This is a genomic window from Edaphobacter flagellatus, assembly GCF_025264665.1.
GTDB lineage: Bacteria > Acidobacteriota > Terriglobia > Terriglobales > Acidobacteriaceae > Edaphobacter > Edaphobacter flagellatus.
Genome location: NZ_CP073697.1, coordinates 4,347,966 through 4,368,802, shown reverse-complemented (window position 1 = coordinate 4,368,802; position 20,837 = coordinate 4,347,966). Strand labels below are relative to the sequence as shown.

The following is a 20,837-nucleotide window of genomic DNA, read 5'->3' as shown; positions in this document are numbered from 1 at the left end:
GGGCTCTGCACTATACACTCGCTAAATGCCTCTAGCTACACACCATCTCCATACACTGGACCTGGTCCTGATCGTTGCCTACCTGCTGGGCATTACGCTGTTCGGACTGCGCTTTCGCGGCAAGGATGCCGGATCGAAGTCGCTGAAGAACTACTTTCTCGCCGACCGCAGCGTGCCATGGTGGGCGATTGCGCTGTCAATCGTTTCAGCTGAGACCAGCACGCTCACCATCATCAGCGTGCCGGGCGTCGCCTTTACCGGCAACTTCGGTTTTCTGCAGATCGTACTGGGCTACATGATCGGCCGCATCGTCGTCGCAGTGCTCTTTCTGCCGCGCTACTTCCAGGGCGAAATACTCACCGCCTATCAGCTCATTAACCAGCGATTCGGCAAGACACTGCACAAAGTCACCGCCGGTTTATTCCTGATTACACGCGCAGCAGCGGAGGGCGTACGTGTTTTCGCCGTATCGATCGTTGTCGCCATCGCGATCGGCACCGGAGACGTACTCTCCATCGCCATCATCTCCGCGCTGACGCTGCTCTATACGTTCGAAGGCGGCATGACGGCCGTAATCTGGACCGACGTGGTGCAGATGGTTCTGTACATCGCAGGCACCCTCGTCGCCATTGTCACGCTCGGCACACACGTTCCTGGCGGCTGGCAGCATATCCATGAAGTGGCCGGTGCTGCTGGAAAGTTCCACATCTTCAACTTTGCGCTGAATCTTACGACGACCTACACCTTCTGGGCCGGCGTGCTGGGCGGCACCTTCCTCACGATGGCCTCGCATGGAACCGACCAGTTGATGGTACAGCGTCTGCTGGCAGGCAAAAACCTCAGAGAATCGCGGCTGGCGTTGCTCTCCTCCGGCGGTGTGATCTTCGTGCAGTTCACACTCTTTCTGTTGATCGGTGCAGGGCTTTGGGTCTTCTACGGAGCTGGAGCTGCGGGCAATCCTGCTCCAGATCGGCTCTTCCCTTCCTTCATCGTCAGCGAAATGCCGATTGGGATCGCTGGACTGCTGGTGGCAGCGATTCTTGCCGCAGCAATGTCGAACCTTTCGGCAGCGCTCAACTCACTCTCTTCAACCACAGTGGTCGACTTCTACATGCATTGGCGGCCTGAAGCCGACGAACGGGAACGCATGATGATCTCGCGCTCTTCGACTGTTGTCTGGGCGTTCGTGCTGTTTGCCATCGCCGTCTACAGCATTCAGGCTGGAGGCAAAGGCCACGTCGTTGAAATCGGTCTCTCGATTGCCTCGGTCGCCTATGGAGCGCTGCTCGGAGTCTTTCTGCTGGGCACGCTCACGCAGAGAGCCACGCAAACCGGCGCGACCATGGGCCTTGTCGTTGGCTTCGCCCTCAACATGGCGCTGTGGCTGCAAAGCAGTCCTGTTTATCTGAAGAATCTTCCATTGGTAGGAAACATGACTCTGCCTGTCGTTGCCTGGACGTGGTACGTGCTGATTGGAGCCATAGTGACCTTCGGCGTTGGTTACGTCGCAAGCGTTCTATTGCCGAAGAGCAGCGCCAAAGCAGCAGTGACTGTAGCCCTGCTGCTGGCTCTGCTTGCGCCATCGTCCATCGCTGCAACGCAGACGGCATCCGCGAAGACAACACCTGCGACCACGCATGATTTCGCCGAGGTCTCTTCGCTGGTCAACGAAGCTATCGCGCAAAAGAAGCTACCCGGCGCTGTTATTGTCATCGGACACGACGGCAAAGTGGTCTTTCATCAGGCCTACGGCAACCGCAAAATCGCCGGTGAGGCCAGCCCGGATGGCTCGACAGCCGCCGAGCCCATGACGGAGGACACCATCTTCGACATGGCCTCACTGAGCAAGTGTCTGGCGACCGCAACGGCGATGATGCAGCTATACGAGCAGGGCAAATTTCAGTTCGACGATCCGGTCGCGAAGTACCTGCCCGAGTTTGCCGCCAACGGCAAGGAAAAGGTCACGATCCGCGAGCTGCTGACGCACTACTCCGGACTGCCGCCTGATGTCTCACTCAAGGATTCGTGGGGTCTCGCTACGCCAGACAAGGCCGAAGGCATCAAGCGCGCCATGGAGTCGAAGCTCGACAATCCTCCAGGCACGAAGTTCGTTTATTCCGACATCAACTTCATCACGCTCGGCGCACTGGTGGAGAAACTAAGCGGCGAATCGCTCAACGTCTATGCTCAGGAAAACATCTTCAGACCTTTGGGAATGCTGTCGACGATATATCACCCGTTCGATAAGACCTGTGGTCCTGCACTCAAAGCCGGCTCTGCCATAGAGCCGGGCTCACATCCCCGCCTGCCGATGCACATGGTTTGTCCGAAGAACACCTGGAGTCCCACGGCACTGATTCCTCAGACTGCACCGACGGCCCACGACGACGAATCCAAGGACAACCCCTCCGCGAATCCCGATTTCGACCACCTCCTTCGCGGCACAGTCCATGACCCGACAACACGCCGCATGGGTGGCGTCGCGGGCCACGCCGGGGTCTTCTCCACCGCACACGACATCTCTCTCTACGCCGATGCTCTGCTTGAAAAACTGCTGCGCGACAAAGGCCCGTTCCCGCTTAAGCAGTCCACGCTGCAATTGATGACCAGGCCGGAGCAACCTGCAACGGCAGAGGGCGGAGCTACCATCTTTACTCCCGATGGACAGCCCACCAAGGGCATCGCCACACGCGGATTCGGCTGGGACATCAACACCGCCTTCTCGCGTCCGCGCGGCAGCATCTTCCCCATCGGCAGCTTCGGCCATACCGGCTTCACCGGCACCTCGCTCTGGATGGACCCGCAGTCCGACACCTACGTCGTCCTGTTGGCAAACGCGATCCACCCACGCGGGAATGCGCCCGTCTCTGCCTTGCGTGGGCAGGTTGCCACTGCAGCAGCCAGGGCTCTGCATCTCTACAACTCAAGCCAGACTCTCACCGGCATCGACGTTCTCGAAACCACGCATTACGCCGACCTGGCCGAAGCAGCAAAACGCCACGGCGGCCATCTGCGTGTAGGTATCCTCACGAACCAAAGCGGGCTCGACGCTCATGGCCGTCGCACTATCGACCTGCTGGCAACCGAGGCGCCTAAGTCTGTACCGGGCCTAGAAGTAAAAGCTCTTTTCTCTCCCGAGCACGGTCTGTTCGGAACAAAAGATGAGGCTGGCATTTCCGGAGAGGTTGATCCAACCACCCACATTGCCGTCACATCACTTTACGGGGCCACCCCAGCCTCGAGACATCCCACTCACGACCAGCTCAAAGACCTCGATGCCGTCGTGATCGACCTGCAGGATGCAGGAGTCCGGTTCTACACCTACGAAGCGCAGACCGGCTACTTCATCGAGGCAGCAGCGGACGAGAAGAAACTCGGGCATCCGCTGGAGATCATCGTGCTCGATCGCCCCAACATCATTGGCGGGCTGCAGGTGCAGGGGCCAGTCTCCGATCCCAATCGCGAGTCGTACATCAACTACATGCAGCTTCCCGTTCGCCACGGCATGACGCTGGGTGAGCTGGCGCGCTATATCAACGGTGAACGTAGGCGCCCCGTCCTGAACGCCCCAAATGTGCAGGCACCGCTGGGCGTTCCGCTCACCGTGGTCAAGATGCAGGGCTGGCAGCGCTCCATGTACTACGACCAGACCGGTCTGCCCTGGGTGAATCCCAGCCCGAATCTGCGCTCCGTCAATGCGGCCACACTGTATCCCGGCGTAGAGCTGCTACAGTTCACGAATGTCTCTGTAGGACGCGGGACGCCAGTACCGTTTGAGAACATCGCCGCCCCCTTCTTCGACGCTCCCGCTCTAGCCGCCGCGCTGAATGCCCGCAATATCGCCGGCATCAGCTTCTCTGCAACGACGGTCGCCATCGCCGAGGACGCAAACCATTACCCCTATCATGGGCAGACTCTGCCCGCCGTGCACCTGACGCTGACCGATCGCACTGCACTGGACTCCCCAGCTATGGGCCTCGAGATGATCGCAGCAATCCAGCGGCTCTTCCCCAGGCAGTTCAACTTCGACCGTGCCGATCGCCTGCTGCTGAGCGTGAATACGATTCTCTCGCTCAAGAACAACGACGATCCGCGTAAGATCGTGAAGTCCTGGCAGACCGATCTGGACGACTTCAAACAGAGGCGCGCTCTGTACCTGCTCTACTAGAGTCCACTCCCACCAAAGACGTACACAATTCGCCACTCTGCAGCCATAAATTCATTACATTGGCACCCCGAGTGCGTCACAATAGAAGACCATCACCCACCGAAGGAGGTGACTGCATGCCGCGTATCAATTTCCAGCAGCAGCTGGTTGCTCTCAAAGACAAGCTCCTTGCCATGGCCGCTCTCTCGCAACAGGCTCTTTCTCTGGCTCTCGAAGGGTATCTCACCGGAGATCTCGCGCTCTGCGAACACGTCAAAGAGATCGAAGCCGCCATCAATGCCGCCGAGCGCGACGTGGACGAGATGGCGTACGATCTGCTCGCCAAAGAGCAGCCCATGGCCATCGACCTGCGCTTTATCCTTTCGGTCATCAAGATCAACGGCGACTTGGAACGCATCGGCGACCAGGCCACCAACATCGCCCAACGCACACAGACCCTCGTCGGCGCCCCACAGATTGAGCTGCCGATCGACATTCCCGACATGGGCGAGAAGGTCGGCGTCATGATCCGCATGGCGATCCAGTCTCTCTTCGAAGCTGACGCCCGGCTCGCCGAGCACGTGCTGGAGATGGACGATGAGATCGACGAGATGAATCGCATCGTGCAGGCAGAAATGGTCGAGGTCATGCAGGAGCAGCCGGAGATCAGTGCGCAGGCCCTGAACGCCATCATCATCTCGCGCAACCTCGAACGCTCCGCCGATCACGCAACCAACATCGCCGAAGATGTCATCTTCTGGGTGCGCGGCTCCGATGTACGGCACAAGTTCTCGCTGTCCCAGGCCGAGTAAGACATCTGCTGCAATGCTCTGAAGCAAGGTGGATACGAATGCTGCTGAAACGTACACCCCTTGCCATTCCAGTTCTGTACCTTCTCGCAGTTGTTGCCTCCATGCCGTCCTACGCGGCAGAGCAGACGACGACATCCTGCACCGTTCCCGGCCGTAACTGGAGCATGGCTGATCTCACTCAGGCAGGTTGGTCAAAAGAGAAACTGGCTCTTGCCCATCAGTACGCAGACTCCATCCATTCCGATTCTGTCGTGATTATGCAGAATGGGAGGGTAATCGAGCAGTGGGGCAACGTCGACAAGAAGATCACGACCTTCTCGGTCCGCAAGAGCCTCGTCAGTTCCCTTTATGGCGTCTACTCCGCAAAAGGCGTCATCGACATCCATAAGACACTGGAGCAGATCGGCTTCGATGACTCTCCCGATCCGCTCACACCGGCAGAACGCCAGGCGCGCATTGTCGATCTGCTGCGCGCGCGCTCCGGTATCTATCACGCTGCCAGCTTCGAGCTCGACTTTCAGAAGAAGGGCCGTCCCGCTCGCGGAAGTCACCCACCCGGCACCTTCTGGTTCTACAACAACTGGGACTACAACGCGCTCGGCAGCATCTTCGAGCAGCAGACCCACAAAAAACTCGGCGACGCCTTTGCCAAAAACATCGCCAGGCCGCTTCACATGCAGGACTTTCAGCCCGGCGATGTCTATTACATCGGTGGCCCTGAATCCAGCCACCCTGGCTTCATGTTCGAGATGACCGCCCGTGACATGGCCCGCTTCGGCCAGCTTTACCTGTGCTAGGGCCGCTGGGGAAAGCATCAGGTCCTTCCCGCCGATTGGGTTTACAAAAGCTCTCACGCGCAGGAGATGGTCCACATGGGCCGCATGGAACTTGGTGGATACGAATATCTCTGGTGGATTGAGCACGGCGGCAAGCTACTTGAAGATGGAGCAACCCTGCCGGGCATGTACGCCGCCGAGGGAGCAGGCGGTCACTACATCCTCGTCGTTCCCAGCCTGAACATGGTCATTGCCTACCACTTCGACAACGAACCGAAGCAGAAGGATATCGCCGGAGTGATTGCTGCCACGCTTAAAGGCATATACGACAATCAGTTCAGCCATTTAGTAAAACTGATTCTTGATGCGAAACCGGCGGCTACTTCTTCGCCGGCAGCAACTTGATCACGGATGCGGCTACCTGCTTTCCCTGGATCGCATTTCCCTCCGCCGTGAAGTGCACATCGTCCGAATGCAGGTCCTGATGGGCCAACATCAGCTGGTGCTGGTCGTCGATAGCAATTCTCTGCTTCGCTACCTGCTCGCCTGCAATCGTATTGCGTGTATCGATCCGTGCATTCGTCGCTCCATCGACTTTGTCCTTACGTACCGGAGTCGTGGTTGCCCACACCAGCTGGGCCTCCGGTGCGCCATGACGGACCGCTGTCACCAACTCCGGGAAGTACCTGCGGTACTCTTCTTCGGTATAGCCCCAGCCATGCATCCCATTGTTGAAGTGAACGACATCGAACCGCACGCCGATCATCTTGAAATACTCGGCAAGCTGCCCAGCCAGCCTCTCGTCGCCAACGGAAACCGAGGTCGCGAAGAAGTAACAGTTCGCCTTACCTGCCAGCTCCTCCGCAGTAGCCTTGTAGTAGGCACGGGTGATGGAGTCGCCGATCAGCAGAACATTGGGCAGAGCGGCGTTCGGAACCTCAGGGCGGTCGGTATAAGTCCACTCGATCTTCTCCGTCACCATCCGGCGTTCCGCCGCGCTGGCTCCCAGTGAGGCCGCCAGTACCATCCATCCGATGCATGCAATCTGTGCAATCCGCTTCAAAATAAACTCCTTCCGCATCGCCGCTGGGCGCGTCACACTGTTTTCTTGACTCTAACCCCTTAGGAAGCTACCCTTTAAGTATGGCAAACGGCCGTATCTGTCGCACCACCGCCTGTCGCATGTGTTGTTGCGATGCGGTGTGTTGCTGCCTTTGCCCAACTTCGTAGGACTTCTCTCCAAGTCTCGAATCCCTACAAAGCAAAGTTTGCACACACCCACTCTACCGAGTGGGATTTTTATTGCTCTATCCAAATTTATCTGAAGGAATCGCAAAGCATGTCCACCACGCCAACAGCCGCGGTAAAAGAGACCAAAGCGCAGAAGAGCGAACGCCTCAAGGCAGCCAAGAATCCCTGGAATGCCTGGGATGAGGTCCGCGAGTTCGCCCAAAATGGCCGGGACACCGTTCTGCCCGAATGGACCGGGCTCTACTTCAAATGGTGGGGCGTCTACACACAGGGTGACGGCAAAGGCGTTACGGGCGGCGCCAATGGCGAAGGCAAGGCGACCGAATACTTCATGATGCGCATCGGCCTGCCCAACGGCCTGCTCACCTCCGAACAGACCCGCGTCATCGGCCAGCTCGCCCAAAAGTACGCCAACAACCTGGCCGACATCACCACGCGACAGAACATTCAGTTCCACTGGCTCACCATCGGCGGCCTCGTCGACGTCGTTGACGCCCTTACCGCAGTCGGCCTCTCCCCCAAGGGAGCCTGCGGCGACGTCGTACGCAACGTCACCGGCTGCCCGCTCGCTGGCCTTGACCATGAGGAGATCATCGACGCCTCTCCGCTCGCCGTCGAGATCGCGCATCACCTCACCGCGAATCCCGAGTTCTACAATCTGCCGCGCAAGTTCAAGATCTCCGTCACCGGCTGCCCCGTCTGGTGCACCTTTCCTGAGATCAACGATGTCGCGCTGACTGCCATCAAGCGCACCGTAGACGGCGGCGAAGAGATCGGCTACACCCTCCGCGTAGGCGGTGGCCTCTCCACCGAGCCTCACATCGCCGAGCGCATCCCCGCTTTTATCCCGCAAGATAAAGCATTAGAAGTCGTCACCGCGGTTGTGCGCATCTTCAAGGAACAGACCGAGCTGCGCGAAAACCGTACCCGTGCGCGCATCAAGTACCTCTTCATGCGCTTCGGCTGGACAGCCGAGAGCTTCCTCGCCGCGCTCGAAGAAAAGCTCGGCTACAAGCTCGATCCCAGCCCTGTCTCCGCCGACGAAGTCCCTGCCGATATCTACCGCGATCACATCGGCATCCGCCCTCAGCGCCAGCCCGGCCTCTCCTCAGTGGGTGCTTCCGTCATCAACGGACGTCTCTCCGGCGACCAGCTGATCAAGCTCGCCAACCTAGCCGACAAGTACGGCAACGGGCAGCTGCGCGCCACCATCGGCCAGAACATCCTCATCGTCAACGTGCCGGATCGCGAAACCGCAGGGCTCGTCGTCGAGCTCAACACCCTCGGTCTTAACGTGGATGTCTCGCCCTTCTGGCGCGGCGCCATTGCCTGCACCGGCACCGAGTTCTGCAAGCTCGCCATCGCCGAGACCAAGGGCTTCAATAAGTGGCTCGTCGCTGAGCTCGAAGAGCGCCTGCCCGGCTTCGATCAGCAGATCCGTCTGCATGTCACCGGCTGCACCAACTCCTGCGGCCAGCACTGGATCGCAGACATCGGCCTCGAAGGCAAGAAGATCAAGAAAGACGGACAGATGGTCGATGCCTTCTTCTTCTGCGTCGGTGGCTCCGTGGGCAAGTATGCTCGCCCGGCACGCCAGCTCGGCTACCGTGCCGCTGCAACGGATGTTCCCGCGGCTATCGAGCGTCTGCTGAACGGCTACCTCCAGGCCCGCACCGAAGGCGAAGACCTGCGCAGCTACTTCGACCGCACCGACGACGCCACCCTGCGCGCGCAGCTCGCCGGAGAAGTGATCGAACCGGTCGAGCGCGATGCCCCGCCGGTAGGTGCCGGCAGACTTGCAGCAGACGCCTAAGACAATCGACCGCGGATAAACGCGGATGGGTACGGATCAAATCCGCGCTCATCCGCATCATCTGCGGTCGTCTTGCATGCAGGTCTATCATCGGTACAGAACATCTATGTCCCTCTTCCCGATCTTCCTCAAACTGACCGGCCGCTCCTGCGTCGTCATCGGCGCAGGCAATCTCGCCGAATCGAAGATCGCCTCTCTGCGCGCCGCCGATGCACGCATCACGGTCATCGCTCCCGAAGCCAGCGAAACCATCGCCGAGCAGGCAGCCACCGGCGAGTTGATCCTGCACTCGCGCCCCTACAAAACAGGGGACCTTGCCGGAGCCTTCCTCGTCGTAGCAGCCACCAACGATCCTGCCGTCAACCGCGCCGTCTTCGCTGAAGCCACCGCCTCGGGCGTGCTCTGCAACGCCGTCGACGACCCACCCTTCTGCGACTTCTACTTCCCTTCCATCGTGCGGCGCGGCGACCTACAGATCGCGATCTCGACGGCAGGCAGTTCACCAGCGCTCGCGCAGCAACTGCGCAAACAGCTCAACGAGCAACTGCCTCTGGACCTCGGCGACTGGCTCGCCGACCTCGGCAACCTCCGCCGCGAAGTCGTCGCCGCAGAGCCGCTCAACGAATCGCGTCGTCTGCTACTGCATGAGCTGGCACAGCGTCAGGTCTGCAGCTACAACGAGTGCCCTTCCCGCCTCCTCGCGCGCGAGCACGCGCTCACCAATCCATTGTCCAAGGAGAAGGCGTGATCTCGATCCCCGATGCCGAGCCCGGCCAGGTCTATCTCGTGGGAGCAGGCCCCGGTGACCCCGCGCTCCTCACCCTGCGCGCCGCGCATCTGCTCAAGACCGCAGACGTCATCCTCCCCGACGACCTCGTATCCGAAGAGATCCTCGAGCTCGCCAGCCCGACAACACTCATCATCCCCGTCGGCAAGCGCTGCGGACAGCCGCGCATTACGCAGGCAGGCATCCACGACCTCATGCTGGAACACACGCGCAACGACTCCTCCGTCGTGCGCCTCAAATCCGGCGACCCGCTCGTCTTCGGCCGCGCTGCTGAGGAGATTGCCTTCCTCCGCGAGCACCATATCCCCTTCGAGATCGTACCCGGCATCACAGCAGCCTTTGCCGTCGCCGCCTCACTGGAGGCACCGCTCACCGATCGCACCCGCGCCTCGAAACTTATCCTCGCCACCGCGCACCATGCCGCAGGTAAACTCTCGCTCACACCAAGTTGGTCCGGCTCATTCCCCGACGAAGCGACACTCGTGATCTACATGCCCGGCCGCGACTTCGAAACTCTGGCAGCCGACCTGATCGCCTCAGGCATAGCTCCCACTACACCGTGTACCGCCGTCTCCAGCGCCTCAACACCGCAGCAGCACACCTATACCACCACGCTCGCCGGGCTGCGAAGCGCCAATGTCGGCCCCGCTCCCGTCATCCTCCTCATCGGCCCAGAAGTGCATCCAGCAAAGGCTCAAGCTTAAACTAATCTTCATGAAGCTCCTTCGGCACTCCCTCCTCCTCGCCACCATCCTCTTCATGACGCACATCAGCTTCGCTCAGGCGCAGCATGAGCACGTCCCCGCATCCTCGATCCCAACGGCGGACCTCATCCAGCCAGCCGACTTCGCCGCGGCGCTTCAATCCAGCGCACCAAAGCCGCTCATCCTCCAGACCGGCTCCCATGTTCTCTTCGCGCAGGCCCACATCCCCGGCTCCGAATACGCCGGCCCCGCAGGGCAGTCCGCCGGCATCGACGCTATCAAAGCACGCGTCGCATCACTGCCAAAGAGCACCGCCATCGTCCTCTACTGCGGCTGCTGCCCGTGGGGACGCTGCCCTAACATCGCTCCCGCCTACAACCTGCTTCATGAGCAGGGCTTCACAAACGTGAAGGTTCTCTACCTCGCCGAAAACTTCGGCACAGACTGGGTCAACAAGGGCTACCCGACCGAAAAGGGCCGCTAAATGAAGATCGCTACACCTCACGCCATCCTTCTCGCTGTCGCTCTCGTCACCGCATCGCCGAACCTGCCGGCACAGACCGCAGCAAAATTCGCAGCTAAACCAGCAGCGGGCCGCACAGCGCCCGACTTCACGCGCAACACGCTCGACGGCAAACCTGTCCGCCTCTCCACCTATCGCGGCAAGCTGGTGCTGCTCAACTTCTGGGCCACATGGTGCGGCCCCTGCCTTACCGAAATTCCACGCTTCAACACATGGCAGACGAAATACGCCTCGCAGGGATTGCAAGTCCTCGGCGTTTCCATGGACGACGACGCAGCGCCCGTCCAGAAAGCGGCACGCAAGCTTCAGTTCACCTATCCGGTCATCATGGGCGACGAGAAGATCGGCGAGCAGTACGGCGGCGTCCTCGGCCTGCCTATCAGCTACCTCATCTCCCCCGACGGCAAAATCATCGAACGCGTCCAGGGCGAGACAGACCTCAGCGCTCTCGAGAAACGCATTACCGGCCTGCTCCCGAAGAAGCCTTAGCGGACCGCCGCTGGCGTTGCCAGACTGCGCTTCATCGGATGGGCTTCTGTGTTAAACACAATCGCATCGAAGTCCAGCGTCGATGGTGGAGCGAACAGCAGGTAGAGATACTTCAGTGTCTCCGCAAAGAAGAAGCTCTCCATGCTGTCATCCTTCTTCTTCGTACGCACATCGCTCAGCGCGGCAAATCCAGTATCTGTCCGGCAATACTTCACCAGGGACTCAAGGAATGTCTGCCCCATCGCCAGATATTTCGGGTCATGCGTGTAGTGGTACAGATAGTAGGCCGACTCGACAATCTCCGGACGCAGCGGATATTCGCCGTTGACCACCTGCATCTTCACATAGTCGAAGCGATCCGGCTCGATCCCCGCAAAGTTCCACATCCTGTAGCTTGAGTCCTCCAGACGAACCGCTCTGTCGCGGTCTCCATCCAGCGCCAGCACCGCCGGAAAGAAGGCATCGAGCGCACCATAGTATGTCGTCGTACGCTGCCCCGTCTCCATGTTGGCCTGCCCATACCACAAGCCGTCAGGACGCTGGTCAGCAAGGTACTTGTTGATCGCCGCAATATTTTCCTTCCAGATGCGCTCGCAGTCCTTGTCGCCAAACAGAATCGCGCACTTCAACAAATACTCGTAGTACGAATCAATACCGCCCATGATGCCCGCCGTACCGTTCGTCCACTTGCCCGTCTCGACGTTGATGCCTACGCCAACCAGCCCAAGCTTCGATCGGCGCTTGTCCAGCTCGATCATCGCGCGCTTGGCCTTCTCGTAATAAATCGGCTTACCGGTGATCCGCGCCAGCATCCCATACTCCAGCAACAGACTGCCAATCTCCGCAGGATTGCTCTCTACTCCTTTCACCGCGCCCGTATGCAGATTCACATACTCATACGGCATGCCCGTGGGCGAATCGAAGATCGGCAACATGCGGCGGCCAAGATCGTCCGCCAACGCCAACAGACGTTTGTCGCCCGTCATCTGATAGCTCGAGAGCAATCCGCCCAGCATGCGGATCGTAATCTCGAAATCCTTCACATACATGTCCTGGTCGAAGTCCAGCTTCTCGTCGATCAGCTTGCGAGCCTCATCCGCCTGCTCCGTCAGCCCCATCACCAGCATCGTGTCCAGCGCATCGACTGGCGTCATCAGCAGCGAATGCTCATACCAGTCATGCGGCTGCTTGCTTAGCGGCTTCAGCGCATCGTGTCCCCACGCATACTGCTTGTAACCGTTCCACGCATGAAGAAGCTCCTCGCGAACCTGCCGCGCCAGAGCAGCCTTCTGCGCATCCGTCATCGGCGCAGTGCTGGCTGCGTGGACAGGTGTTGACGACAGAACACACGATGCGACGAAGCCAAGGGCGAGATAACAGAAAGAGCGGTGCAGATTCATCCCACCACTCTATTGCAAAACGAAACGAAGTTGTTATCCCAGCCGCTTCTCCGCCTCTTTCGTAGCCTCATAAATCTGATCGAACGACTCGACCGCATACAGCACCGGCTGCATCGTGCCCGTATCGAACTCCTGATTCATCACCGCATCCAGATTGAAATCCTTGACGTCGCATCCACCCGCCAGCACACGCGTGCACTCTCCGTGCGAGCTGATCAACCCGCTGCCATACACCTTCAGTTCACCATCCTGCCGAATCACTCCAAACTCAACCGTGAACCAGAACACGCGCCCCATACGCTCCAGCGCGACAGGATCATGCATCAACCCAGCGCACACCTGCCCATAGTGCTGCAGAAAATTGCCAAACACCGGATGCGCATGCATCGGCACATGGCCAAAAACATCATGAAAGATATCCGGCTCCGGCGTGTATTCGAGTGACTCCCTGCTACGCAGCCATGTCGTTGTCGGAAACATCCTCGCCGCCAGCATCTCGAAGAACGCATCCGGCGGAAGAAATCCACTCACCGGCGTCGACTGCCAACCCGTGCGCGGCTTCAGCCGCGCACTCACCGCCTTCAGATCGGGGAGCTGGTCTTCCCGCAGGCCAATCTGCTCGAAGCCATCCAGATACTCGCGGCACGCATGCTGGCGGAGCTGCGGCATCCGGCGGCTCACCAGCTCGGCCCACGTCGCATGCTGCTCCGGTGTGTAGGCCTTCCAGTCCTGCTCAATCAGGTACGGTGCCGCCACCGTAAGAACCTGCCCCGTCATTCCCATACCAAGACCTCATTCCGGCAGACGTAAAACTGCCTGCAGAAGGATACATCCCCGGCCTCAGGACAGGCTCTCCTCATGCGCAACCTTCGTCGCCTCCATCTGCGACCAGTTCTCGCCCCGCGCCTCGCGGCCCAACCCCGTTACGATGGCGATCGCGATTGCTCCGACCACAACCGTCCACGACATCACAGTCGTCAGCACGCCGCCCCAATACCTCTGCGCCAGCGCCGCCTGAAAGACTCCGTTGCGCGAAGAACAAAGATTCCCCAGCTGATACGCAAAGCCCGGAAACACAGCCCGCACCGGCCCCGGCGAAAGCTCATTGATGTGCGCCGGAATAATTCCGAACGCTCCCTGTACAGCGAACTGCATCAGGAAACCACCCAACGCAAGCATCGGAACGGTATGCGACCAGGCCCACAGCGGAATCATTGGAATCGCCATCAATGCGGCGATGATGATCATTCGCTTGCGTCCAAACTTCTCCGACAACGCGCCGCATAAAATGCCTCCAGTCAGAGCGCCGAGATTGCTGATCACAATCAACAGACCGACCGTGCTCGGCGTCAGACCATGATTTTTCTCCAGCAGCGTCGGATAAAGATCCTGCGTACCGTGGCTGAACGAGTTGAAGCACGTCATCAGCAGCACCAGAAACAGAAACGTCGGCAGATATGTCACAAAGTGCTTGAAGTCGATGCGCGGCTTCCCTGCACCCTCAGCCTTTCTTCTCTGCTCCGCCTCCACCCAGACCGGCGACTCCTTCACCTTGAACTGCATATAGAAGGCCAGCAACGAAGGCAGCGCGCCGATCATAAACATCACACGCCACCCGGCCAGCATCCCCGTTCCGTGCAGGTGAGGAAACAACAGCCAGTAAAGCGCACCCGCCAACAGGTTGCCGACAACATACCCCTCCTGCAGAATCCCCGAGAAGAACCCGCGCCCACTCGCTGGCAGCGACTCCAACGCCAGTGCCGCCCCCACGCCCCACTCGCCTCCCATCGCAACTCCAAACAGCGCGCGGCATATAAGAAAGCTACGCAGCGTCGGAGCAAACGCCGAGGCCAGCTCAAACAGCGAGAAACACAGAATGTTGATGATCAGTGTCGGACGCCGACCGTATCGCTCCGCAAGCACACCGAAGATCAGCGCTCCCAGCGGACGCATCACCAACGTCCAGAAGATCGCTTCGGCAATCACCGGGATACCCACATGAAAGTCCGCGGCAATCGCTTTCAAACAGACCGTAAGCAGGAAGAAATCAAAGGCATCGAGCGTCCAGCCCAGAAAGCAGGCTGCAAAGGTACTTCTTTGGGCAGGGTTCAGGCGCTTGAGTTCACCGAAAAAAGCCATATCGCGGATGCTAGCATTCAAGCACCGCTATTGGTTGGACTTCTTTCCTTTGTGTCCCCTCCGCGAAACTTTTTACATTCTGGCCTGCGTCAACTCAGGCACAATCTTGTAGCATCGTTTTACAGTTTCCCAACATCTGATGTTTATCTTTAGGATTTACTGAAAAGAAAGAGGAACGATCTATGCGCAACCGATTTATCCTGGCACTCGCTCTTGCGGCTGCTTCTTTGGCTGGCTCCCAGGTATATGCCCAGACCTCGAACTGGAACATCGACCCGGCTCACTCGAGCATCAACTTTACGGTCCGCCACATGGGTGTCTCCAATGTGCACGGCTCCCTCGGCAGCGTGAAGGGCACGGTTGTTTACGACGAAAAGGACATCACCAAGTCCAGCGTTACAGCGACAGCCGAAACCAGCACCGTTGCAACTGGCGTCGATATGCGGGATCAGGACCTCAAGTCGCCCAAGTTTTTCGACGTAACCAAATACCCGCAACTCTCCTTCAAGTCGACCTCTCTCTCGAATGCAGGCGGCAAGCTCACACTGACCGGTGATCTGACCCTCAACGGCGTGACCAAGAGCGTTACCCTCGACGTCGACGGTCCCGCACCTCCACAGACCGACGCAAAGGGCCTGACCCGCAGCGGCTTCTCCGCCTCCGGCACCCTCAAGCGTTCCGACTTCAACTTCGGCCCTAAGGTTCCCACCGCCGTCGTCGGCGACGACATCAAGTTCTCCATCGACGTCGAGATCGACAAGAAGTAACCGCAATCGGCATCGCGCAAAACAAAGGCCGGAGAGATTCTCTCCGGCCTTCCATTTCTCAATAACTCTGCACTACATCTTCGCGCGCAGCGGCTGCGTCGGCTCTGTCTGCTGTAGTAGAGCGCTCTCCGCCTCGGTCGTGTACTTCTTCAGCAGTTCATGGTGCAGGCAGTACAACGCCAGCTCCAGGCGATCCGATACACCGAGCTTGTCATACACCTTGCGCAGATAATTCTTGATCACCTGCTCGGTCGTTCCGATCTGGTAGGCGATCTCCTTGTTCCGCATGCCGCGCGTAATGCAGCTGATGATCGCAAGCTCTTTCTTCGAAAGCTTCGGCTGCACCTTGGGATCGGTCAGCGTGGTGGCCTGCGAGCGATACGCCTCGATCACCCAGTTGATCGACTGGTTGTCGATCCACGTCTCCCCTTCGGCGATCTTGCGCACGCACTTCACCAGCAGGTCCGGCGAAATCGACCGCGGCACGACGCCGCGCACACCACGTCGATACAGCTCGACTGTATTGGCTTCGTCGGTCTCCATTACCTGCACAATCAGTTTTGCTCCCGGAGCCTGGCGCACCAGTTCTGGAACCGCATCGATCGTCCCGGCAATCAGCTGTCCTTCGAGCACAACAACATCGGTGGGATACCGCTGAAGAGCCATATGGAGGTTACTGAGCGTCTCCACCTGAGCGACCACACGGATGTCGTCCTCCAGGGCAAAGACCTTTCGCATGCCAACGCGGTAAATCGCTTGGGAGTCGGCAAGAATAACGCGGATACCAGGGGAGGCGCCGTCTTCTTGATGCTCCTCAGAGTCTCGTGATGAATCAAAATGAACAACCGACATAGTTCATGCCTTCAGAAAATATTCGTCGATGACGGCGCCAATCTTTTGCTTCCCGTCCTGCTGGAAGTGGCGGACAACGCGGCCAATACAGTGAATCCTTACATCTGTGTCCGAGCCCATTACCGCCGCTGGCATCGCGATCGTGAACTCAAGTCTGCTATTTACCTCCAGCAACCGGTCGCATACAAACAGAAGACCGTTTGCCGAGATATTTTCCGTCATTGCCTGCAGCTCTCCCTGCTCCGTTTGGATAACCAGAGGTAGCTTCATCGGGAAACGTACAGCCGTCCTGACCGGATTTTCTCCCTTTTTTGTTTGCAGCTGGCCCACGGGATCTTCCTCCTGCCAATGAAAGGCCGCCCCATGCCAGCGAACGGCCGTACTCGGCTGACACACAGGAGTCTACCTCACAAGTAACCACTCCCGAAGCTTTTTCATGTCATAGAGGGAGGTAACTATGATATCCCGACCAAAACCACCCTCGCGGACCCGCCCAGCTCCCCCCAAACCGGAACAAAGCGAGAGGCCCTTCTTCCTCGTCTCCGGTCTTTCTCCATTGCGAAAAGCTGCAATTTCCGCGATACTTAGTTGTTGGGTTCTCCGCGGTTGTCTGCCCGCTACCGGGTTCCGCCGCTGTGTTGTCACCCAAACTAAACGTTCTCTAAAGAGAGGCTTTTCCTGTGTTGATGATCCGTTTGGCGCGCGTTGGCGCCCGCAAGCAGCCCCACTACCGTATCGTTGTTATCGAGAAGGACCGCGCTCGTAATGGCCGTTCCGTTGAGGTAGTTGGCACCTATAATCCCCGCACAAATCCCGCCAGCGTTGAGCTCAAGCGTGACCGTATCGACTATTGGACCAGCAAGGGTGCCCAGCTCTCTGACCGTGTCGAGAAGCTTCTTGCCACCTCGGCTCCAGCTGCTGCCTAAGTTACCTTAGATGTTGACTTCGGGAATGTCCCCAGGTTCCCAAAGATTTGCTGGCAACCCAGATTCTCCGTATTGCATCTGCAAACCTCTCACGTAGACTTCTCTTATTGCGAACCGGTGGCCTGAACAAACTGCATAGCGCTTGCTTTGTAGGATTTCAGGTTCATCGGCAAGCCGTGGCGACGCTCGTTTTAAAACACTTCTTACAAGACCTCGCACGATGAGGCTGAGGGTAGAGCAAGCCCCGCATTGTTTCTAACCCAGGAGGTGTGTTGAGGATGTCTGTAGATAGCGGAGATGATAGCGCAAAAAATATGACGGACCTGGTTTTTGAGATTGCCAAGGCTCTGGTTGATTCACCTGACGAAGTCTCTGTCGATGCCGTTCCGGAGGGCGATACAACTGTCCTGCGGCTGCGCGTTGCCGCCACTGATATTGGTAAAGTCATTGGCAAACAGGGCCGCACTGCTCGCTCGCTTCGTACCATTCTTGCAGCGGCCAGCATGAAGCAGAAACATCGCTATGCACTCGACATCATCGAGATCGACGCTCCCAATGGGTAGCCCTCGAAAGCTATAGCCTGAACCGGGTATCCTGAGCACGCCATGTCGTCGAATACTGCCTCCTGGATCGTGCTTGCCCATCTCCTTCGTCCGCAAGGCCGCAAAGGAGAGCTCCTGGCCGAGCTGCTGACCGACTTCCCCGACCAGCTAGCCGGCCGCGAGGGCCTCTTTTTGGCTCCGCCTGAATTTCAGGGTGCCCCCAGTGATGCCAGGCAGGTTACTATCGTCTCCTCCTGGCTCCCTGTCGGTAAAAACAGGGGCAGGGTCGTTCTTCAGATCTCCGGCATCGACTCCATCTCAGCGGCCGAATCCCTCGCCGGCCTCGATCTCATCGTGGCCGAAAACCACCGCGTCAGCCTCGACGAAGACTCCACCTACATCAGCGACCTCACCGGATGCACCGTCTACGACCGCGACACAGCCGTCGGCGAGGTGACCGGCGTCCAGTTCCCCACCTCATCCGATGGCGTTCCACTTGAAGACATACCCTCTCTGCTCGAAGTGCGTTCCCCCGACGGCGATGAAATCCTGATCCCCTATGCGAAAGCGTTTCTGCGGTCCGTCGATCTTGCCGCAAAAAAAATCGTGCTCGATCTCCCCGCTGGCCTGATCGATATTAATCGTTAGCGACGGCCCAGCCGATACGTAACCCCAATCGAGAAAATCGGGTAGACAGGATAGCTCGACAGATTGTTGTTCAGCTTTTTAATCTCATCCTGAAGACTCTGCTGCGCCTCTTGATTCTCCGCAAAGGTAAAGCAGCCATCGCTCACGCAGGCCGTGCCATCCAGCGTCACATAAATCTTCGCCGGCCCCGTATATGCCACTCCCAGCTCCAACGGCATCGTGATCCTGCTCGACTCCCTCTTACCGATCAGGTTGTAGGCCACCGACACCATCGGCGCCACATGCCGTGAGAAGTCCACACCAGCCGTTCCATGCAAAGGATCGTCCACGCTGTTTACAAAACCCTGACTGCCCAGCTCAAAGTAATTCCCCGGAGGCACGCCCGAGATCGCCGACAGCGTGTTGTTGAAGTACAGCACTCCCATCCCGATCCTGAATCCCCCACGCCCTGGAAACCAGTCCAGATTCGCGCTGCCAGAACGCAGATTAAACCGTGAGTTGTAGTCCACTCCGTCGATATTGAAGCGATAGTTGAACGAGAAAATATTCCCGCCCGCGCGTAGACCAAAATGTCTGGAAAGTGGCGTCGACAGCTCGAGCCCCGCGCCCAGTGTATCCGCCTTCACGCCGATCCTCACGCTCGAAAACGGCCCTGTGCGTTCTGCTGGGTCGATGGGCCTGACCAGCTTCGTAGCATGGTCATACGGTTCTGCAATCGATGCCGCATCCCTGGAATCGGCAGACGACGACTCTTTCTCCGCATCGTCGCCCTGAAAAGTATCTGCTGCGCGAATCATGAGCGCCTGCCCGCTGGCGCGGTATGTGAACCCCGGGAGCGCAGCGAACAGCACGCCCGCGAAGACCAGTTTTACCCTGAATAACACCCCGAGACCCTTTAGCTTTGCGGGATACGTACGCTTAATTCGAGGTTAAGTCATCCTGCATGAAATTTCATTGCCAAACCCATTACTTCGTAGTCAATTCGTCTGCAACTTTGGTGTACCACTCCAGATTCGATACCCTAAGAGACTGAATATCTCCATGCATTTCGATATCATCACCATCTTTCCGGACTTCTTCACCAGCACCTTCGAGTACGGAATCCTCAGCAGGGCGCGCGCGACCGGTCTCGTCAACATCGCCGCGCACGACCTGCGCAGCTTCACGCACGACCGCCACCGCACCGTCGACGATAGGCCCTTCGGCGGCGGCGAAGGCATGGTACTCAAACCGCAGCCCATCTTCGACGCCGTCGCCTCGCTCGGCATTGCGGCCAAATCCGAACGCGACCCCAAACGCGAAACGGTCATTCTGCTCTCAGCGCAGGGCCGCCCCTTCACGCAATCCCTCGCGCACGAGCTCTCAACGCTCGATCGCGTCGTGATGGTCTGCGGACGCTACGAAGGCGTCGACGAGCGCATCAACCAGCTTCTCTGCGATCGCGAGATCTCCATCGGCGACTACGTCCTCTCAGGTGGCGAGCTCGCCGCAGCCGTCATCGTCGATGCGGTCGTGCGCCTGCTCCCCGGCGCGCTCGGTCATCCTGACTCAGCCCGCTTCGAAAGCTTCGGCGCCGACGATACCGCACTCGAGCCAAACACCGCCGACACCCCACCCAGAACCACCCACGGCGCCGGAGGCATCCTCGACTATCCTCACTACACGCGCCCTGCCGATTTCCAGGGCATCGGTGTCCCCGAGGTCCTCCAGGGTGGCAACCACGATGCCATCCGTCTCTGGCGCCGAAGAATGGCCCTTCGCAAAACGCTGATCAACCGCCCGGACCTGCTCGAAAACACCTCCCTCAGCCGACAGGATCTCCGCACGCTCGACGAAATCCGGTGGGAGCTCGAACAGGAAGGCAATCGCACGCCATAACCCGCCGCGCCATAAATCCTGTCAAGTCCCCCTATTTCACAAACCGCACAAAACAAAGCAAATAGAGTCGCAGAAAAGTGCCGGTTTACCCCCATCCATCTGCTAGAGTTAAATCAGTAGCCAAGATAGAAAGCCCCACCCAATCGGGTGGGGCTTTCACCTTTAGAATCAATATTTTTAGATATAAGCCCTTGTTTTTCAATATTTTGCCTTGTGCAAATCGAGCAACCCGATGAAAACAAATGCCTTATAAAAATCAGCCGGGGGAGGGGGTATCACCTCGCCATTTGTTATTCGCAGGCGGGGCATCAAGCCGCATACCCCTCCATCCAAATGCATGTAACACCCGCTCTTTGCACGATTTGGTGTAAACTGAAGACTCG

General features: G+C 58.6%; 21 protein-coding genes. 14 read left to right on the top strand and 7 right to left on the bottom strand.

Going from position 1 to position 20,837, the window contains the following annotated elements; translation table 11 throughout:
- Nucleotides 1-25: 25 nt before the first annotated feature.
- The 4 genes from KFE13_RS18260 (at nt 26) to KFE13_RS18245 (ending at nt 6,140) form a co-directional block, all read left to right on the top strand.
- Nucleotides 26-4,168, top strand: coding sequence for a sodium:solute symporter family transporter (locus KFE13_RS18260; protein WP_260705022.1), 4,143 nt, complete (start codon nt 26-28; stop codon nt 4,166-4,168).
- A 116-nt stretch (nt 4,169-4,284) separates the two neighbouring features.
- Entirely contained in the window at nt 4,285-4,959 is a 675-nt protein-coding gene (phoU, locus tag KFE13_RS18255) for a phosphate signaling complex protein PhoU (protein WP_260705021.1), read from the top strand.
- Nucleotides 4,960-4,997: 38 nt separating this feature from the next.
- Entirely contained in the window at nt 4,998-5,756 is a 759-nt protein-coding gene (locus tag KFE13_RS18250; protein WP_260705020.1) for a serine hydrolase domain-containing protein, read from the top strand.
- 75 nt (nt 5,757-5,831) lie between these two features.
- Nucleotides 5,832-6,140, top strand: coding sequence for a hypothetical protein (locus tag KFE13_RS18245; RefSeq protein WP_260705019.1), 309 nt, complete (start codon nt 5,832-5,834; stop codon nt 6,138-6,140).
- Here KFE13_RS18245 and KFE13_RS18240 read toward each other — a convergent pair.
- A complete protein-coding gene (locus KFE13_RS18240; protein WP_260705018.1) occupies nt 6,115-6,798 on the bottom strand; it encodes an SGNH/GDSL hydrolase family protein in 684 nt (227 codons plus the stop codon). The two genes, KFE13_RS18245 and KFE13_RS18240, sit on opposite strands and share 26 nt — an antisense overlap.
- 276 nt (nt 6,799-7,074) lie before the next feature.
- On the opposite strand from KFE13_RS18240, the gene cobG reads away from it, so the two are divergent.
- From cobG to KFE13_RS18215, 5 genes are all read left to right on the top strand, one after another.
- Nucleotides 7,075-8,799 carry a precorrin-3B synthase gene (gene cobG, locus KFE13_RS18235; RefSeq protein WP_260705017.1) on the top strand — a complete coding sequence of 575 codons (1,725 nt, stop codon included), beginning with the start codon at nt 7,075-7,077 and terminating at the stop codon, nt 8,797-8,799.
- A 106-nt stretch (nt 8,800-8,905) separates the two neighbouring features.
- Entirely contained in the window at nt 8,906-9,547 is a 642-nt protein-coding gene (locus KFE13_RS18230; RefSeq protein ID WP_260705016.1) for a precorrin-2 dehydrogenase/sirohydrochlorin ferrochelatase family protein, read from the top strand.
- Entirely contained in the window at nt 9,544-10,290 is a 747-nt protein-coding gene (cobA, locus tag KFE13_RS18225; RefSeq protein WP_260705015.1) for a uroporphyrinogen-III C-methyltransferase, read from the top strand. The genes KFE13_RS18230 and cobA overlap by 4 nt, the downstream gene beginning before the upstream one ends.
- A gap of 10 nt (nt 10,291-10,300) precedes the next feature.
- Nucleotides 10,301-10,774, top strand: a complete 474-nt coding sequence (locus tag KFE13_RS18220) for a rhodanese-like domain-containing protein (RefSeq protein WP_260705014.1) — start codon at nt 10,301-10,303, stop codon at nt 10,772-10,774.
- Nucleotides 10,775-11,302, top strand: coding sequence for a TlpA family protein disulfide reductase (locus KFE13_RS18215; protein WP_260705013.1), 528 nt, complete (start codon nt 10,775-10,777; stop codon nt 11,300-11,302).
- Here KFE13_RS18215 and KFE13_RS18210 read toward each other — a convergent pair.
- The 3 genes from KFE13_RS18210 to KFE13_RS18200 are packed head-to-tail and all read right to left on the bottom strand — an operon-like array spanning nt 11,299 to nt 14,841.
- Entirely contained in the window at nt 11,299-12,702 is a 1,404-nt protein-coding gene (locus KFE13_RS18210; protein WP_260705012.1) for a glycoside hydrolase family 47 protein, read from the bottom strand. The two genes, KFE13_RS18215 and KFE13_RS18210, sit on opposite strands and share 4 nt — an antisense overlap.
- Before the next feature lie 33 nt (nt 12,703-12,735).
- Nucleotides 12,736-13,485 (bottom strand): phenylalanine 4-monooxygenase, encoded by a 750-nt coding sequence (locus tag KFE13_RS18205; protein ID WP_260705011.1) that lies wholly within the window; start codon nt 13,483-13,485, stop codon nt 12,736-12,738.
- Between the two features lie 57 nt (nt 13,486-13,542).
- On the bottom strand, nt 13,543-14,841 hold the full coding sequence (locus tag KFE13_RS18200; protein ID WP_260705010.1) for an MFS transporter: 1,299 nt from the start codon (nt 14,839-14,841) through the stop codon (nt 13,543-13,545).
- Between the two features lie 182 nt (nt 14,842-15,023).
- Here KFE13_RS18200 and KFE13_RS18195 point away from each other — a divergent pair, with 182 nt between their 5' ends.
- Entirely contained in the window at nt 15,024-15,608 is a 585-nt protein-coding gene (locus KFE13_RS18195) for a YceI family protein (protein WP_260705009.1), read from the top strand.
- Between the two features lie 72 nt (nt 15,609-15,680).
- On the opposite strand, the gene KFE13_RS18190 is transcribed toward KFE13_RS18195, so the two are convergent.
- The gene (locus KFE13_RS18190; protein WP_260705008.1) at nt 15,681-16,460 is read right to left on the bottom strand and encodes a response regulator transcription factor; all 780 of its coding nucleotides are present in this window, start codon (nt 16,458-16,460) and stop codon (nt 15,681-15,683) included.
- 3 nt (nt 16,461-16,463) lie between these two features.
- Entirely contained in the window at nt 16,464-16,790 is a 327-nt protein-coding gene (locus tag KFE13_RS18185) for a PilZ domain-containing protein (protein WP_260705007.1), read from the bottom strand.
- Between the two features lie 356 nt (nt 16,791-17,146).
- Between KFE13_RS18185 and rpsP the strand changes: the two genes are divergently transcribed.
- The 3 genes from rpsP to rimM all read left to right on the top strand — a co-directional run bounded on the left by rpsP (nt 17,147) and on the right by rimM (nt 18,576).
- Nucleotides 17,147-17,386, top strand: coding sequence for a 30S ribosomal protein S16 (gene rpsP, locus KFE13_RS18180; RefSeq protein ID WP_260706999.1), 240 nt, complete (start codon nt 17,147-17,149; stop codon nt 17,384-17,386).
- 278 nt (nt 17,387-17,664) lie between these two features.
- The gene (locus KFE13_RS18175; protein WP_260705006.1) at nt 17,665-17,949 is read left to right on the top strand and encodes a KH domain-containing protein; all 285 of its coding nucleotides are present in this window, start codon (nt 17,665-17,667) and stop codon (nt 17,947-17,949) included.
- A 42-nt stretch (nt 17,950-17,991) separates the two neighbouring features.
- On the top strand, nt 17,992-18,576 hold the full coding sequence (gene rimM, locus KFE13_RS18170; RefSeq protein ID WP_260705005.1) for a ribosome maturation factor RimM: 585 nt from the start codon (nt 17,992-17,994) through the stop codon (nt 18,574-18,576).
- On the opposite strand, the gene KFE13_RS18165 is transcribed toward rimM, so the two are convergent.
- On the bottom strand, nt 18,573-19,460 hold the full coding sequence (locus KFE13_RS18165; RefSeq protein WP_260705004.1) for a hypothetical protein: 888 nt from the start codon (nt 19,458-19,460) through the stop codon (nt 18,573-18,575). The two genes, rimM and KFE13_RS18165, sit on opposite strands and share 4 nt — an antisense overlap.
- Nucleotides 19,461-19,617: 157 nt before the next feature.
- Between KFE13_RS18165 and trmD the strand changes: the two genes are divergently transcribed.
- Nucleotides 19,618-20,454 carry a tRNA (guanosine(37)-N1)-methyltransferase TrmD gene (gene trmD / locus KFE13_RS18160; RefSeq protein ID WP_260705003.1) on the top strand — a complete coding sequence of 279 codons (837 nt, stop codon included), beginning with the start codon at nt 19,618-19,620 and terminating at the stop codon, nt 20,452-20,454.
- Nucleotides 20,455-20,837 lie beyond the last annotated feature (383 nt).

Coding starts and splice junctions, on each gene's coding strand:
- KFE13_RS18230 (WP_260705016.1), top strand. CDS start 8,906: ATGTCCCTCTTCCCGATCTTCCTCAAACTGACCGGCCGCTCCTGCGTC.
- KFE13_RS18250 (WP_260705020.1), top strand. CDS start 4,998: ATGCTGCTGAAACGTACACCCCTTGCCATTCCAGTTCTGTACCTTCTC.
- KFE13_RS18245 (WP_260705019.1), top strand. CDS start 5,832: ATGGGCCGCATGGAACTTGGTGGATACGAATATCTCTGGTGGATTGAG.
- cobG (WP_260705017.1), top strand. CDS start 7,075: ATGTCCACCACGCCAACAGCCGCGGTAAAAGAGACCAAAGCGCAGAAG.
- phoU (WP_260705021.1), top strand. CDS start 4,285: ATGCCGCGTATCAATTTCCAGCAGCAGCTGGTTGCTCTCAAAGACAAG.
- KFE13_RS18215 (WP_260705013.1), top strand. CDS start 10,775: ATGAAGATCGCTACACCTCACGCCATCCTTCTCGCTGTCGCTCTCGTC.
- KFE13_RS18260 (WP_260705022.1), top strand. CDS start 26: ATGCCTCTAGCTACACACCATCTCCATACACTGGACCTGGTCCTGATC.
- rpsP (WP_260706999.1), top strand. CDS start 17,147: ATGATCCGTTTGGCGCGCGTTGGCGCCCGCAAGCAGCCCCACTACCGT.
- KFE13_RS18220 (WP_260705014.1), top strand. CDS start 10,301: ATGAAGCTCCTTCGGCACTCCCTCCTCCTCGCCACCATCCTCTTCATG.
- KFE13_RS18175 (WP_260705006.1), top strand. CDS start 17,665: ATGTCTGTAGATAGCGGAGATGATAGCGCAAAAAATATGACGGACCTG.
- KFE13_RS18195 (WP_260705009.1), top strand. CDS start 15,024: ATGCGCAACCGATTTATCCTGGCACTCGCTCTTGCGGCTGCTTCTTTG.
- KFE13_RS18205 (WP_260705011.1), bottom strand. CDS start 13,485: ATGGGAATGACGGGGCAGGTTCTTACGGTGGCGGCACCGTACCTGATT.
- KFE13_RS18190 (WP_260705008.1), bottom strand. CDS start 16,460: ATGTCGGTTGTTCATTTTGATTCATCACGAGACTCTGAGGAGCATCAA.
- trmD (WP_260705003.1), top strand. CDS start 19,618: ATGCATTTCGATATCATCACCATCTTTCCGGACTTCTTCACCAGCACC.
- rimM (WP_260705005.1), top strand. CDS start 17,992: ATGTCGTCGAATACTGCCTCCTGGATCGTGCTTGCCCATCTCCTTCGT.
- KFE13_RS18210 (WP_260705012.1), bottom strand. CDS start 12,702: ATGAATCTGCACCGCTCTTTCTGTTATCTCGCCCTTGGCTTCGTCGCA.
- KFE13_RS18200 (WP_260705010.1), bottom strand. CDS start 14,841: ATGGCTTTTTTCGGTGAACTCAAGCGCCTGAACCCTGCCCAAAGAAGT.